The sequence below is a fragment of the Oscillibacter sp. genome, assembly GCF_031978065.1.
GTDB lineage: Bacteria > Bacillota > Clostridia > Oscillospirales > Oscillospiraceae > Oscillibacter.
This window is the reverse complement of the sequence record NZ_DALZCH010000073.1, coordinates 1-16,653: the sequence shown is the minus strand read 5'-3', so window position 1 is coordinate 16,653 and position 16,653 is coordinate 1. Positions and strand designations below refer to the sequence as shown.

At 47.3% G+C, this 16,653-nt stretch carries 11 protein-coding genes; 1 reads left to right on the top strand and 10 read right to left on the bottom strand.

The window, feature by feature from the left end:
- The 6 genes from RTK01_RS11395 to RTK01_RS11370 all read right to left on the bottom strand — a co-directional run.
- A partial coding sequence (locus RTK01_RS11395; RefSeq protein ID WP_312281087.1) for a DUF3783 domain-containing protein occupies positions 1-3,422 on the bottom strand: 3,422 nt, incomplete at its 3' end.
- Positions 3,423-4,328: 906 nt separating this feature from the next.
- The gene (locus RTK01_RS11390) at positions 4,329-5,642 is read right to left on the bottom strand and encodes a S41 family peptidase (RefSeq protein WP_312281086.1); all 1,314 of its coding nucleotides are present in this window, start codon (positions 5,640-5,642) and stop codon (positions 4,329-4,331) included.
- 119 nt (positions 5,643-5,761) lie between these two features.
- Positions 5,762-7,492 (bottom strand): hypothetical protein, encoded by a 1,731-nt coding sequence (locus RTK01_RS11385; RefSeq protein ID WP_312281085.1) that lies wholly within the window; start codon positions 7,490-7,492, stop codon positions 5,762-5,764.
- Positions 7,493-7,745: 253 nt separating this feature from the next.
- Positions 7,746-8,438, bottom strand: a complete 693-nt coding sequence (locus tag RTK01_RS11380) for a hypothetical protein (protein ID WP_312281084.1) — start codon at positions 8,436-8,438, stop codon at positions 7,746-7,748.
- Positions 8,439-8,727: 289 nt separating this feature from the next.
- Positions 8,728-9,243: a hypothetical protein gene (locus RTK01_RS11375; protein WP_312281083.1), complete on the bottom strand. Its 516-nt coding sequence runs from the start codon at positions 9,241-9,243 to the stop codon at positions 8,728-8,730.
- 101 nt (positions 9,244-9,344) lie between these two features.
- A complete protein-coding gene (locus RTK01_RS11370; protein WP_312281082.1) occupies positions 9,345-10,130 on the bottom strand; it encodes a polymorphic toxin type 44 domain-containing protein in 786 nt (261 codons plus the stop codon).
- Between the two features lie 253 nt (positions 10,131-10,383).
- Here RTK01_RS11370 and RTK01_RS11365 point away from each other — a divergent pair, with 253 nt between their 5' ends.
- Positions 10,384-10,827 carry a hypothetical protein gene (locus RTK01_RS11365; protein ID WP_312281081.1) on the top strand — a complete coding sequence of 148 codons (444 nt, stop codon included), beginning with the start codon at positions 10,384-10,386 and terminating at the stop codon, positions 10,825-10,827.
- A 231-nt stretch (positions 10,828-11,058) separates the two neighbouring features.
- On the opposite strand, the gene RTK01_RS11360 is transcribed toward RTK01_RS11365, so the two are convergent.
- The 4 genes from RTK01_RS11360 to RTK01_RS11345 form a co-directional block, all read right to left on the bottom strand.
- A complete protein-coding gene (locus RTK01_RS11360; RefSeq protein ID WP_312281080.1) occupies positions 11,059-11,499 on the bottom strand; it encodes a hypothetical protein in 441 nt (146 codons plus the stop codon).
- 6 nt (positions 11,500-11,505) lie between these two features.
- Complete coding sequence (locus RTK01_RS11355; protein WP_312281079.1) at positions 11,506-12,402, bottom strand: DUF4367 domain-containing protein; 897 nt, start codon at positions 12,400-12,402, stop codon at positions 11,506-11,508.
- A gap of 68 nt (positions 12,403-12,470) precedes the next feature.
- Positions 12,471-13,376: a helix-turn-helix domain-containing protein gene (locus RTK01_RS11350; protein ID WP_312281078.1), complete on the bottom strand. Its 906-nt coding sequence runs from the start codon at positions 13,374-13,376 to the stop codon at positions 12,471-12,473.
- 1,431 nt (positions 13,377-14,807) lie between these two features.
- Entirely contained in the window at positions 14,808-16,370 is a 1,563-nt protein-coding gene (locus tag RTK01_RS11345) for an S-layer homology domain-containing protein (protein WP_312281077.1), read from the bottom strand.
- Positions 16,371-16,653: the final 283 nt, after the last annotated feature.

Below are 16,653 nucleotides of genomic sequence, written 5' to 3'. Positions count from 1 at the left end.
GCGCCGCTGATAACCGTCCTTTCTGTATTCAAGAGATACTGCTCCTGCTGCACACGATTGGCGTCCGTCAGGGCTTCCAGCGTGGGTTCATAGCTGCTAAGAACCTGAATACCGGCGGCGATGGCTTCCTGTAACACCGTCCAATGCTCCTTTGCACCATAATCGGCTTCGCTCAACGCCTGCGCCTGATCAACCATCGCATCCAGCGCCAACAGCGCTTGGAACACCTCATGCTCCTCAGCAATGTCGTCAATCAGCTCGTGATATTGCATCTCGCGGTTGTATTCGGTAACCACGGCTTTGTGGTCGATGCGTAATCCATCCGCCTGCATCCCCGCCAAAAAGCGATCCAGCAGGGCATCAGACAAATTGCATATCAGCATGAACTCCGTGTCCACACCGCTGCCGGAATACGGCGTCTCATCCGTTTCATATCCATCCAGCCCCGCAAGATACCCCACAGTCTGGTTCAGCTCGGCATCCGAAACATCCAGCACCTCAATGCCCAAACCGGACAAAATGCTTCTCAGCCGCATTCCCCGGGAAGTATTTTCGCCCAGATTATATAGCGCGACCTTTGGCCCCGCCATGGTGGTACCCGCGCTGACAATCGGCGCAGAAACGGAGAAATAGTCAACTTCCTCTTCCGCCCATTCGGTATGCGGCAGACGGAGCTTGACAATCAGACGATTTCCCGGAATGAGCGTCGTCCCCTCCCGCACCGGGATTTCCACTTTGCCCTTGGCAGTGTCGCCGGAACGGCTGCTGATTTGTCCAACCACAGTCGCTTTCGGGCTTTCCCACAGTTCGCCCTCTTCAAATTCCCTGTCCGTGTAATTTGCGGGGAACTGATAGACTGTGGCCGTGCAATAGAAGTCGTTGCCCATGGTCAGATACTCGTCTGAATAATCAACGGTAACCGGAATGGTCGGTGCATCGGAAGGAATTGCGGCGGCTTCAAACGCCGCATAGGGCATTCCCCAGTTTGGCGAGGGCTGAACAGCCACAATATTTGACAGCGTTTGCTGTTTGCCCGCCGTGACCATAAGCTGCAAATTGACTCCGGCAGTTAAGCTTCCGGCTCCAAAATAAAGCGTGCGTTTGGCTGTGCCGAGAGGCAGCGTTCCAGTGCTCAAAACCTTGGCCGTCTGGAGATCCAGCGTACTTCCGGTAAACTGATACAGCGTATAGGAAGCCGCGCCCACCGAAGCGTCAAACGTCATGCCCACGTTCACGTGTGTCATTCCGGCGGTTACCTTGGTATCGAGAATTTTCGCGGTGGGTGCCGGAACCACGACTTCCCCCGAAACAATCATCGGATCAGATAGGTAATCTACTGAGGGATTAACACCACCGTTCCGCATTACGACAAGGATCTTTTTACCCGGCGTGGGCGTGGAAGAAAGAGCAAGCGTATTTTCCCCTGCTTCCAAACTGCTCAGCACGGCAAAATGCAAGCTCGTATAACTGTTGAGCTTGTCACCCACATATTTTTCAGTGGCATCCAATTGGATGACCCGCAGAATCCCCGAAGACGGAATATTTGCCAGCGACACCGCAATACTCTTCGTATCAGCTGTAATTTCAGAACTCTGTAAGGTCACGCTTGGAACCCCGGGCTGCGCCGCGGCCGCAACGGAAAACGCGCCGCTGGTAAAAGTACTATTGCCGTTCATGTATGTAATGACCAGACACACCTGATCCCCCGCCGCCAGCGGCGTGGATATGAGGTCAAAGGCAATTTGCCCCGGGCTTTGAGCGTACTTTGTTTGCAAGGGGGTGCCCGTATTCGCCACGCCGTTAACCAGTTTGCAGAGCTTGACCACATTCAGGTTTGTGACACCGCTATTGCGCGCGGTCACCTGAAAGACAGCCTGTGTACTCTCCGGGGTGAGCTTGCCAACCAGGGAAACTGTCAAATCCTGCGCAGCTTTCACCGTCACCGGCTGGGACTGCGCAGCAGCCGCTCCGCCATTTAAAACAAACGCCACCAACTGCTTGCCGGCGGTCAGGGAAACTCCGGCATTGGGGGTGATGGTATTTGCGCCTGTCACCGGACTTGCTTTTATGCCGTAAGCATCTCCTGAATCCGAGGCAAATTCCGTTACACTCGCCGGATAGCTTTTCAGCAGCAAAATGGAGCCGTCCGGCACAGTGCCGCCTACGGTGACGGAAACGCTTGCCGCATCACTTTCAACGGGCCCGCTGACCATAACCGTCAGCGCGTCTTGATCGGGTGCGGCAGAAACCAGAACCGAGTCATCGGGGCGGTTAAAGGCCGCCTCATAGTCGTTGCCCTTTGGCAAAAACAGTTCCTGATTCTGCGCCCAATAAACCACCGCGCGCACGCGATAACCCTCACGCAGCGGCTCGTCGAGCTGAATTTCCTCTCCATTAAAGGCTTCAGTCTTCTGCAAATTATTCTTCAGAGGAATTTGCTTGCTGCTTTCAAAGTCAAAGGCGTCTCCATCGGGATATTGGGCCACCGCGCATGTGATGGTCGTCTTGTTATCCCTTGCGGCCTGAAACAACCGCTCATCACCGGTCAGGCTGATGTGCAGCGAAGTAGCCCCCGCGTGAAGTACCGTTTCGTCAATCGTCACATCGGGATACGTATAATCTTCAAATCCGTTACCAGAATCATCAACAACCTGCAGCGCCTGAGAATTGATGGGACGATAATTGTCCTCTCCCACCGGCACGTTCAGACAGGCAATGATTTTATACCCCACGGTCAGGGGCAGATTATTTACGTTAAAGTTGCAGGTAACTGCATCGCCATCCTTCACCGCGCCAGACCACAGGCGCTTGTTATAAGTTGCGTCCGGATTAAAGGTGGTGTTGCCCGCATAGGCGTAGATTGTCAGGGTACACGCCTCAACAGACCCATCCAGTGAGACTTTAACATCCACGGAAGTCTCATCCTCCCGGAAAGGCTCCGTCCGCTCCGACCCATCCTTTTGCAGGCTGACCCGGCAATTTGCCAAAATGGCGCTGGGATCTGTAACAACAGGACTTCCCGCAACAATGAGCGGCTCGGAAACGTAATCCACGGAACTGCTGCCGCTCCCATCCCGCAAAACGGCAACGATCTTTTTGCCCGCGACAGGGGAAGTGGACAGCGTCAGGTCATTGTCGCCGACCTTGAGGGTGGTAATAAATCCCTGCGCCAGCATATATGCAGTATTAGTAAACAAATCAGATGTATATTGTGCGCTGCTATTTAACTGAAAAACACGCAAAAGTCCGGCTGTCGGAACCTGGGTTAAATTCACGGTTAATGTGTTTGTCTGTGTTGTGATCTCCGTATCCTTGATGGAAACCACCGTTTGTGCCGCAAACGCCGGGGGTACTGCCAGCGAAAGCAGCATCACCAGCGCCAACAGCAAGCTTATTCCTTGCCTGTGCATCTTCTGGACCATGAAATATCCTCCTTAAACTCTTGGACGCATTGTCCCCTCAGTCGTAGTTAGGTGTTACTAACCACGGAATTTTATTTATACAATAGTTTTTAAAATTTGTCAATTGTCGAATACACCAAGGGTGGAGCGGTCAATGCCCGCGAAAGATATGCAACCTCAAGATTTGCGGGCCAGACAGCGGAGTCCCGCAGTTTCTGGAGCTAGACCTCTTTCTAGGGTCTGGCGGCAGACAGCTTCTTCTGCTCGGCATTATAATCACCATAGAGAATCCGGAACTGCTTGTTGGGCTCACCCCAGCACGTTGGTGATTGGCGAGCGTGAGGCCAAGATTGTCCGCAAGATTTTAATCATTACGCCGTAGGGGTAATCAAAAAGGAGATGATTAACGCCATAAATGTCCAAAGATGACGAACACGCAGCGGGAAGCCATTTGTATTGAATGCGCGTGGTCGCACACGTACTACGTGTTCAATGATAAAGTCGTTTTGACCTTTAACTACCGGGATAGCGCGAAAACCATCAATTTGGAAGATATCAAAAGTTCGAATTTGGACGGCTTTGGCGCACCAAGAAATCGCTCAAAGCCTTGCGGCTTTGGGCGATTTTTTTCTTTATTTAAAAACTTTGACATTTAATAACGATCATGTGACGTCTTACTTTATGGATTTTTATAGTGCGAATTGTACTGGCGTCATCATGTAAATAAAGTAGGGTGTCAACATACCCCACAATACAGAACATAAGCTGCTTCAGCGTGTTTGCGTACATGGGCATTTTATGCTATGGTGAGTCAACGTTCACCTAAATCAGTCCGGTTTTTGCAGAAGGCGCTGATCTATGGCAGCCTCTCCTTGATACATAAGAGCTCACCGATTAGCTTTGTATAGATAACGCAAGAGATTTTAATTACGGTTTTTCAATTAAGTTTAGCACCTTATGCAGCGCATCTTCCGCTTCAATGTCCGGCACCGTGCCCATCTCCTGATTGCAGCTTCCATCCGCATTAAGGCAGTACTCCACGTCAAACTGAATCAAAAGATGGCTGTTAGGCAGCTCAAATAGAATTGGGCCGCCGCTATCGGAGCCGCCCGTTGTCTGTCCAACCAGAGTAGCAAACCCCGTATCTTTGCAAAACACGGCAAATGCCTCCGCCGAGGAGTAAACCGCAGGCCCTACCAATACCCATATTTTCCCGTTAAATAGCTTCTCATCTTTTTCTGGCTCCGTCGTATCTAATAATTCCCTTGCCAGAGTCAAATCCGCCATATCAGCTTTAGGCAGTTCCCTAAATTTTGTATTGTTTTTGACTGCTTCTGGGCTTAATGTGGAGTCCTTATACCCTAGCATGTAGAATTGCCGGGTCAATTCGGTGTCTTTCATTAGCCGTACTAACCGTGAGCTGATGGGTTTGGCAATATTGGGACGGACAAAGGCATTCTCCCAGTAGTTAGTATTGCCGCCGCCATTCTCCTGAATGTCAATGATCAAATTTTTGTAATCCTTAGCTTCCTCTAAAAAGGCACGGATTTTTGGCAAATCGGCATCCATATAGGAATCTTCAAAGGAATCCACCCTGATATAAGCGGTTTTCGCTTCTTCAAATATTTTTGTTATCAGATTTGTACTTGCAGATTTACTTTCTTCTTCCGGCTGTTCGTTCGCTTTCGCATCATTGGATTCATCGCCACTTTTATTTTCTATAAAAAGCGTCTGCAGGTAATCGTAATATTTATAGAAAGAAATAACTTCTGGCTTTTCGATCACGTCAACCCACGGCTGTACTTCCGGCATTTCGTCAGCGTACTTCTTATAAGCATCTAACCCTTGAAAATAGTCTGGATTGATAATACTCACATGTCCAACCGTACCACACACTTCATATAGACTGTAGGCTACAATATATAAGAACTTTTCCATTGCCTTGTCGCTATCTGCTTCGACGTGTTGAAGCTGCCCGCGATAATCAGAAATGACTGCATCATAGTAGTCTGTATCTTCCGGCTTGCTCCGTGCAAGCACTCCCCAAAAGGGATAGCTTTCTTTCATGGCTTTCCACATAGTATCATAATCCGAGAGCATTTGTTCATTAGTTAGCTGCGTATCAGCATATAGATCGCTTGAAGTGGAACTCTCTTGGCTGCCTTTTTGCTCTGATCCGCACGCAAATAGGGAAAAGCTCAGAGTAATGGCTAATATCCCTGCTGCTATTTTTCTTTTCATGTCACTAAGCCTTTCGTAATGACCTGTTCCTTAATGTACTTCGCATCATGGTTCGAATTTGCAGTGCTCTAAGGAAGTTATGAAAAAATTATAACCCCAGAAGAGAGTCCTGATCGTACTTATTTCGTTGCAAACAGTTGCTTTATCATGGTTTCTCCTTGCGCACGAGTTGGAGCAGCAGAAAAATCCCCGGATTCCGGAAGCAACCCCCACCTCCACGCTTTCTGTACAGCATCTTCATTCCGCGCTGTGGTCTTCAGTGCATCCGGTACAGTGTCGCCTCGCATGGACGCAGGTTGAATATCCAATGCCTCGGCAGTGCGAACCAGAAATACAGCGGCCTCCTGCCAGCTGACAGCGCGCGCAGAGGCGAAATTGCCCGCAGTGTCTCCCAGCGCAATCTGCGTTGACTTTCCCCAGTTTAACGCAGGCAGATACCATTCAATCCCCAGGAGGTCGCCAAACGGCTGGCTCTCAATATTTAATCCGGGCGTACCTGCTTCCTGAAATAGCAGCCCCACAAAACGTCCACGGGTCATGGGGACATCCGCGCGTTCCGCAGATTGTAAAATCTCGGGATTTTCAAGAATTTTTTCTATACACGTATCTCTGCCTGCCAGAGAATCGTTGAGGGTTTGAACGATTTTAACGTCCGGCTGGAGCGGCTCTACGCCTTTGCCGGAGGCGGCGTCAAAATAACCGCTCATTGAAATAAACTTTGAGGAAACGCCCATTCGCATACCGGAATTGGGCAGTTTAAAAGACTGCACCGCTCCAAAGTGGTCAACGCTGCCGCCGGTAGCCTCTCCTGCCAGCGCGAAGCCCATTTCCTGCAGCTCCACGGAATTGATAATGGCAGATGAAAACGTTCTTTTCCCGATCAATCCCGCTACCTGAACGCCTTGCTCGCGCTGCTGTGCCAGCAGTCTCAGCAGCGGCATGATCACACCGTCCGAGCCGCCTCCGTTATTTCGCAGGTCTACCAGAATTAAAGAATAGCTTCCTGCCTCTAGCGCAGCCTGAACCTGCTGGCAGAACAGCTTCATGGGCAGGTCCTCATCCTCCGCGCATTTGTTGTATTGGATGTAATAGGTGCTGCTATTCAATTCCTTTGAAAAATAGGTCTTCGTTTTTTGATAGGCTGTGGCTGCCGAGCCTGTCTGCCAATCGCTCAACATCGCCAAATCCTCAGACCGAAAAGCACTCTGGCTCACCGAGGAAACCGTCAATGTATTGGTTTTTCCTGTGGAATCCTCCACCTCTATGCGCATGGGCTCGCCTTGCTTGGCAATTCCCAAATACTGATACGGCTCCAGCACATAGCACATCTGCCAATAGGAATACCGCAGCTTCACCAAGTTGTCCGCGCTGAGAATGGTTCCGAACTTTTCCAGAACCTGCTCCATGGAAAATCCGTTGATGGCGGTTATCCGGGAGCCTAATAGTGATTTATGGGCACTGTCGATTGCGCTCAAAACCCACGTCCCGTCGTACAAGTCCATGTCGAACAGGCAAATGTGAAGATCATACCCGTTGCTGCCTAAAGACACGTTGGTATGTGAGTCCTTCGCCAGCGCGGCCAGACTTGCGCAATCCAGCGCAAAATCAAATATGCTTTCCGTGCTAAGCCGTTGCTCTATCTGGCCTTTCCTCGCTTCAAAGGCGGTCTCCGGCGTGTTGGCAAACAGATCGGGATGACTGCTTTTTAACGTTGTGTACAGATAGTCAAGATCATCTTGACGGGCTGCGGACTCAGTGTTGTCGACAGCTCCTGCGCCAATGCTCAGCAGCAATACCGCCGTAAAACAGCAGATCAGGAGTCTCACCCAGATGCTTTTCATCGTATTCATTTAGTTTCTCCAATCGCAAATGTATCAGTATACTAATACAATAATTCGTTGGCGGTTAAATGTCAAGGAAAATATTGCATGTATTACATTTTACAATCAGCATCTTCAGATTGTCCAACTAAAACAGTATTTTACAGTGTTCCAAGCGCTGTCCCACCTCTAATTTTTTAAGGCGGTCTTTATTGATATCAACTATAACAATAACAAAACAAGAGAAAAGAGCTATCATTGAATATCTAAAAACTGAGCATCCTTAACGGCTTGTTTTGCCTTGCTGGTTCGTGTTGAGTTTTTGATAAAGCTCGTAGGACTCATAGATGTTTACTCTCAAAGAAGCGGATTGTTTCTTTATAGGAAAGTCGTCTTCGTCATAAGTTCTATGACTCCTGAAGGTATAGGACACCATACAATATCCCTCAGGAAGTTGCACGTCCCCCCTATAGGACACCCTGCTATATCCCGCAGGAAGTTCCACGGCCTTCCCAAAGAAATCTTTACCCTCTGGAACTTCTTTTTCTAGGAACGCCTGATAAACCTCCTCTTCATTCTCGAAACCACCGTAAAGCAGCGTGGCAAACACGATTTGCTGCTTCCAGTCCTCCCACACAATTTGCTCAGAATCAACGCTCTGATCAAATATTGTATATAACATTCGTTCGCCCTTATAATTTGCAGAGGAAATATCCGCGAGAAACACGCTATTGTTGGTGCCGTCATACGTTTCCGTTGGGCTGCGAACTACATATTGGATATGTCCTTTTCTATACGAATCCGTTTCTGATTCGGAAATAACTCCCGGCAGCCCGACTTTTTCCAGCGTAGCGGTAATCTCTTCCTCCTCTAATGGAAAAGTAGTTTGAAACCGTTCGTCTTTTTTAGAGCCGATCAGCGAGAAGAGAATACCAAGTACGCAAACCGCAAGAAATACATATATCAATCGCTTCAAACAACCACCTTACAATCATCTTCATTTTTAGCCGTGAACAAAACATAATAGGCACAGTGCAATCAAAGGTTTCGCCTCAGAGCACAGGACAGAATTCTTGCCAGCATTTTAGGTGCTTGTGATTTCATAATGATTTGATTCCCCCCTTTTAATGTTATAGCATTCACAGCAGATTTAGAAATCCATCTATAAATCTATATTTTATTAATGTCAAATTATTTACCGTCTTGTAATTCTATCTGTATAGCGTTGGACAAAAGGCCTAAGTCCTTGACTTGGGCCTTTTGCCTTAAATAAGCTTTTTCTGTGCTTCTTCAATGCTCAAACCGGAAAATGCGGGATCGTTTGAACCTTGGCCTGGCTCAACTTTAAACTCGCCCACGACTTTACCGTTTAAATCGTACACCGGAATCACCCTGCTGGATGGGTCGGTCTGCGCGTGTTTGCGCGCATCATAAAACTCGTTTTTCTTGACATAGCCGGAAAGTTCGTTCGTGGCTAAGACAGCAATCAGATCCGGAGAATAGCCGACAGCCCCGGCCATGGATTCGGAGCCGTAGGTTTGCCCCTTGCTGTTCCGGGAATAGGGCGTGATGGTCGGGGCTTTTTCCGCAAGAGCAGTCAACTCTGCATCCGTCTTGGGAAGCATTGCCGTCTGTCCCGGCGTGAGGTATGCCCCAGCGGCAACCTTTGCCCCGGCGGCGTCAACGGTAAGCTTTGCAAATTCTCTGCTGTTGGAGCTAACGCCCACATCCTGCACAAAGGTGCCGATCACCTTTCCATTAAGGTCATAGAGAGGCAGCACACTGTCCTTTTCGGACAGTGCGGGACTTCCATGATCCAGTCAAACTGAATACTACGCGTTCAGTTGAGAATTATCTTTTTTGTAAAATAACTATTAAAGTTTTAATGTAAACTATCGGAAATTTCAAAGCCAGCATCAATTGCAGGCCAGTCACTTTTATCAGCAGGATCAAAGCCGGAAACCGCAGAACTGCCAAAATGAAGTATACTTAGGTTGAATAGAAGTTGGCCTGTATAGCCATAATTGAAATTCCCTATATATTCAGATGTTATGTGGTGATAGGAGCCGTCAAAATAGCAACAAAATTGCCTATTCCACGGTGCATATCCTGGCTGTACCTTATAATCCCATTCTCCATTTGGCTCAACCTTGTTGACCCAAAAGCCTGCCGTTGCGCCCCATGGGCTGAGATTTGGATTAACAAGGCTTAACCTAAGCATTTCCTGATAATAATTTTCAAGTGTTTCATAATTACGTGAACACAGCAACAAAAGGTTAAGATGTTCCACTGAACATCCATGCCCATCTTCACGTAGTATTGGAGTAGTTTCCATCATGGGCTGAGTAAAATTAGGCGGGGCTGGTTCTTCATCAGGTTTCAAAACACTGAAAATTTCAACAGTATTTGCATCCACTGCAATGATTCCATTTTTGATGGAATCATTGCATATATTAATCATATTCAAAAAGCTCTCGTAACCTTGGACTGATAAGAGAGGGTTATCTGCATTAACCTGTAAAAGTCCATCACTTCCAACACTTAGATCGCCGCTATTGCGCAGTGAGACCCATATGTAGGAAAACGCTTTGTCATCACTAGTGAAAGAAACAGGAGTGGCTGCAACTTGTCCAATGCAAAAACTGAAACATAATGCAATGGAAATCATGAATGTTACAAATTTTTTTATAAATATTCTCCTTACTAAATTTTAGGATCACTAAAACTGCAGAATACCCGGAGTAACAGCTTCCAATTGCTAATTTTATAACGTTTGTGCGTTGGGTTTTAAAGCTTACAATTTTACAAGCAAGTTTTGTGCGTTTTTTTGCGCTTTTTAAAATTTACTTTTTTTATTTAGCCATATATAATGGTAAAAGAGTAAAGTAATTGTTTTTCATTCAAGTGAGAAAGGATTTGCCATGAAAAGAAAAGCATATCGTTCAGTACTTATAATTTTTATATTAGCCTTATGTTTTCTTTTGATTTTGATGGCTCATAGGGATTCTAAAGCAACTATTTCGAGCTACATCGAACAAAACCACGAAGAATTAAAAGAGTTTGCAGATGGCATTGCTGAGGTTAATAATGCAGATATGCAAACTACCTATCAAGACTGGACGGTTTTTTATTGGAGAGATGCTAATATGGTGGAATTTGTGACAGAAACACGGGGATTAATTCCATCCAGTTCTTATAAAGGCTTTTATTATTCACCGGACAATATGCCTTTGGGATATCAAGGAGTCAAAACCAATTTCATAAAAGTGAATAACGGCTGGAGATCGGAAACGGTCGATGGGGATAACTCTGAATATACAGAGAAAATCATGGCTCATTGGTACTGGTTTGAAATGAATTTTTAGAAGTACTAATTGAACCATCCCCAGGCTTTTAAATAGTTTTCTAACAAGTCATTACTGCATTGGCCCGCTCCTTTCGTGCCCCCGGTGATATGGGTTCGTCGGTTCCGGTTCTTTCGTAATTTGGGTTTCTAATAAGTAATGTCCACCGGGCGGCAATTGTTCACATCAACATTAAAAAATCAAAAGAGAGAGGGAAGCACTAAACATGCTTCCCTCTCACTTTGTTTATAGCTATGCAGTGGCGACATTGGAGTCGTAATAGAGTGTTTCACTGGTGTTGTTGCTGTCCTTTGCGTAAAATGCGGCAGTGGCATAATAATTCACACCGGATACTCCTTTGTAAGATACACGCGCGTATGCAACCGCAACATTCTGTGTTATCAGGCTACTGGTATTATCCCGGGTAAATATTTTGACGGCACTGTATCTTCCAGTGGACTGCTGCTCGTAAATTGTAATCTTTGAAGCGCCGAGTTCTTTCATTGTTCTTGTCGCATTAACGTCGATCTCCACGACTAGATTTCCATTTCCACTAGGCGTGGCTAACACACTGGTACTCCAAAAATAATCGCTGGAACGCAGAACAGAGGCTCCGACCATCGGGGTCATTACGGTCAAAATCAGAAGGCAAGCGGCTAAGGTACTGAATAAACGACGGATTTTCTCTTTCATAGATAATTACTCCCCATAAATAGAATCAACCATCTTCTCCAAATCTTCTACTCCTAGGTCACCCTGAATTGCACACTCAATATTTTCGTTTGTCCACGCAACGCCGCAGGTAGCATTATTGTGCATGATGTAATAAGTAACTCCGTTAGTCTCATACTCCTGCATCGGACGATCATCCTTTTGATAAACAGTCCTGTAATCATCCGGCAATGCGTCGTAGATTTGAATGTTAATTGTAAATTCCCCATCATTGGTCGTGAAGCTACTAAAAATTCGAGTGCTGTCCATTCGCTTTACAACGCTGGTATTTCCAGTCTCTTCCGTACCCTCCGGCGCCCACGTGGGAATCAGCAAAATATCAGTCTCGTCTGCGACATCTGTGCGCAACTTACTGTACGGGTCATCCTGTGGAATTACCGATATACTCGTTTGCTGCGCAGCTCCGTTGTTGGACACGAAGCCGAAGGTTTCGTTTGTCCAATCAGCAAGGGCCTGAAAAATATCAAAACCAAATGCTGAGGCGGCTCCACACAGAAGTACAATGACCGCCGCGGCAATTCCAATGTATCGAAGGATATGAAACCGTTTAGCGGTGTTAATCTTTTTTTCAATTTGGATTGGATGTGATGAGTCTGGTTCTTGGAGATTACCAATTCCAAAGGAATCAATCTGCCCTTGATAGTTTTCCTTGAAATCTTGCCATGCCACGTCCACATCTACCGGCTTGCTGGAAAGCTCTTTTGCTTCCCTTTTTTGAATCACCTCCATAATCGCCATAATATAATCAATATCCGGCGCCGCGTCGTCAGGCGCAATGAAATCCTGAGCGAGCATTTTTTCCAAATCTTCCGTACTCATATGCTCCAGAAATGGATATGATTGTTTTTTTCCTTCATCTGGCATCTCCGTGAACCTCCTCTGCTATGTAATGTCCACTGGAACGTAATAGTTCACTCGCTTTTAAAAGTTTTTTAATCAGAACTATACTCCTTTATAAACCGTTCTTTGATACGCTTAATTCGCATGGCCAGTGCCGATTTCTTTAGATTTAATTCTGTGCACAATTCTTCATAAGTATAGCCATCTAAATATAGCCGCTTCAACAGCAGATAATCATCTTCCGAAATGATACTGGTCATCTCCGATTTCAGACGGAAATCGGACTTGAAGTTTTCGTCGCCGGATTCAGACATTTGAAGGATACGTTTTGTCCATACCCGGTCCTCTTTCAGAAATCCTAGCGTCTTATAATACAAGCATTTGTAAAGCCAACCGACGGAGAATGTATGGGTAAGCAGTTTCTCGCGGTTTTCCCATGCAAACGTAAACATTTCCTGGACTGCTTCTTCCGCACGGCCATTTACGGAGGAGTCATTGGAACCGTGGCTATTTAAGATTACAGTCGCATAGCGAAACAATCCTGCATAGTTGGAACGATAAAGCGCTTCAAAATTTCGATCTTTTTCTGTATCTGAAGCTTTTTGCGGCATACTTTCACCTCGCTTCATTGTCACTCGGCAGCAGTCGTTATTTTCGGAAATTTCATGACCGCAGGCAATTAAAAAAATTTTCATAATTTCTTCAGCGCATGTGCGCTGATCTTCTGTTAAACACTCCATCAATTGATTTATATACTGCCGCTCACCGGGCAACATATGGCCGCTCAACAAATAATCTGCGCTGATCTGGAATGCTGCACATATTTTTATAACACTGTCAGCGCCAGCGCTTTTGAGACCTCTTTCAATGCAGGCATAGCATGAGGGAGAAAGCCCAATGAGCTCATCTGCTTTTTTCTGCGTCAGGTTTAATTCTCTGCGTCTTGAAGAAATACGCTTTGCCATTGCGACAGTCAAATCAGCATTTCTTTTGGCCACAATATCACCTCAATCACAGCTTATAGAAATATTGTATCCAACAGCAATTATAGCAATTATTCTCTAAAGAATCTAGTATTTACCAATTCATTTCCCAAAGAGATATATTTGGCTCAAAATAGCAACTTTTTGTCGTAACTTGTGAATATGTTCCCTCAGAGTCGACATATCATGTGTAGGGATAATTTAAAGATTCTGGTAATTTGTAATTACCAGAATCTTTTTGCTTTTATGATGAAAAGCGCGTAAAACCACGTCTTTTAAGCGAAATAGAGGCGAAAGAGGTAACAAGTCGCCTCCCGTGGTTCGAGAAAGAGGTAAATACTCTTAGAGCCTACACCATCCCAAAAGAAAACCATTAGGCATCTGCTCCAGCCTACGGCCTGATTGAAGAAGCGGGGATCAGACCCTTATTTGAGATGCAAACCGGGTGGTGAACAAATCCAGAAATTGTGCAAAAGCGGCTTGCAGGCAAGTGGTTCGCATCTCATTAAAAATTCCAAAAAATTATGAAAAAACCACGAAATCATACAATTTCGTGGTTTATCTGGTGGAGCATTGCGTTTAACATACGAACTCTTACAATCCAAGGGTTCGTATGTTAAATGTTGTGGTGGAGACGAAGAGGATCGAACTCTCGACCTTACGGATGCGAACCGTACGCTCTCCCAGCTGATACGCGGGCCCTTGTAAAAGCCTGTAATATCAATGGTTATCCATTCTAAGAACCTCAAAAAAGATGCGAACCACGCGGTTTTCTCGTCGGCTGGTTCGCATCTTTTTGAAGAAACGCTCGGTTCGCAACCTCTTTGCAAAAATGCCAAAATTCCTAAAACAACTATTTTTATGGGGATGCGAACCATGCATGGGGCTGCCCCCACACAGTTCACATGATTTCATTATAATTAATTCCGATAAAAAAATATCGTGTTGCTATTATTCCGATATCCGGTTACCGGGCATCTAATTTTGAATTTGTTTCTGATGCAAAACGGGTATCCACCTATCAATGTAAAGTATATCGATTGAAAGCGATATTACGATGCGTTCGATTCGTATTACCGGAAAGGTGATGCAAGCGCAATGGATAAAATTGTGTCCGATTCTGTGAAAGAGCCGATGGAGCTGTATTTGCAGGTTGCGGCTTGAATGTCGAATCTGGTCGACTCGTTCTACTGGTTTATTTTGTCGAAAAGCGTATAATCAGGATGACAGCAGTGTGATCTTGCGTAAAATCATCGATGTGCAAGAAAAGCCGTACAGGATATTTTTGTGCGGCTTCTTCTGCAAGTGGGTGTACATTGCACCATTATATGAAGTTTGTCCATTTCCAGGATTGCTAGTTGGGTGTCAAAGCAAAAAAACAGTAATTAAAATATAAACCGGTAAGGGACGATTTCAACGAAACCGTCCCTTACTTGTGTGCACAAATTAGGTTTTAATCTTTCTAACTTGGAACTCTTTATTTGCCAGATACCGATACAAAAATGTCACGATTTGTGCGCGGGTGCAGCCGTCAGCAGGGCTGAAGGTAGTTGTGCTGGTGCCGGAGGTGATACCCTCCTTGACCGCCCAGAGCACTGCGTCGGCGTAGTAGGCGTCGGCCTTCACGTCCGCGAAGGGATTCGTCGTATCCGCCGCAGGATTACGAGCCGTTCGCCACAGGAAGGTCATGGTCTGGCCGCGGGTAACTGTCCTATCCGGGCTGAAGGTGCTATCGGTCGTACCCTTCGTGATCTCCTTTTCGGTTGCCCACAAAACGGCCTTGTAGTAATAGGCGCTTGCTTTCACATCGTTGAACGGGCAGCTTGCTGCAGTCGGCTCCGGGCTGCCCATGGCACGCCAGAGGAAGGTGCCCGCCTGCGCCCGGGTGCAGATACCGTTGGGATTGAAGGTCGTTGCCGTTGTGCCGCCGGTGATGCCTTTCTCCAAAGCCCAGAGAACCGCATCATAGTAATACGAATCAGCAGGAACGTCGGGGAAGGGCATCGCCCCCTTTACCGTCCACTTAGCATAGACTGTGGTATTTGCCGTCAGCTTTACGCTGGTAATCGCTGTGGTCAAGGTTGCGTCGCTGTACCAGCCCGCAAAGGTATACCCCTCGCGCGTAGGCGTATAAGCGGACAAATCAACCGTTGTACCTGCGGCCGTTGAGAGCGCCGCAAGGGTGCTACCGCCGTTTGGCTCAAAGGCCAGTTTGTAACTGGGTACGCCACTGCCGCCACCGCCACCGCCCGAATAGGTAGCGCCCTTGATGGCGCAAGCCGAGAAGTTTTTGGTATAGACCGTGAGCGTAGTCTTATCCTTTCCAACCTCAATCTTCTCACCGTCTTTATTGGCGGTGGTGGTCAGAATCTGTACCTCCGTACCGTGATAGCGGTAGACGGTGTAGCTGTCCTTACCTTGCAGCTCGGCGGGTAACGTGATGACCGCAATGAGCAGAACGGGCGAACTGTCCAAAAAACTTGGTGGAGTACCATCAATCGTTTTCGTAAGCGTAAAGTCAAGGAACAGGTCAATGCTACCGGCCTTTTTCACGATTGCCTGCTGTGCGTTATTTGTGCTGTCCGCCGCCTTGGCCTCAGCGGTGAGCTTCAGTTCCACCGTCTTACTCGCGGCGTCGGTCTTATCCTGCTGGGTGAAGGCCTTTTCAAGATTGCCCACCACGATGGCGGGAGAACCAGCCTTGACCTCCACCACGGAGCTCAGCTTGCCGATGGGCATGGTAATGGTCTGATCTGCAACCGCCTTGTCCTTGATGGTGACCAGAACGGTCTGGGTCACGCCATCTTTGTTTGCCACCAGATTGTAGACCCCGGGAACAGCCTCTTCAAAGCTGTATTTCCCGTCCATACCGGTGACCGTTTGCCCGATCTGTCGGCTGCCCAGCATCAGGGTGACGACCACATGGTCGGCGGCGACGGTCGGATCGCCCTCCTGCACGATGCCGCCGATGGAGTAAACCTTGTCGTTCCACAGCGCTTTTAGCGTCACGTTGGAGGACGGCTGTGTGAAGCACTCGCCGGGCTGATAGGTCTTGCCGTTATACTGCCAGCCGGCAAAACCCTTGCCGGCGCCGGTTAATCAGCTTTCAGGTAGCACGCGAACGGTGCCAGTTTGGACCGTGTCCCTGGGAGCGGTGCTGCCGGCGCCACCGATTGTGTCGAAGGTGGCGGTACAGGCTGCGGGGTTGCTGCTGTCATAACTGGTCAGCACGACGATTTATCGTGCGGAGCCGGCCGTCCCGCCCGCCTGACGATAGTTCGGGTCGGGAAAT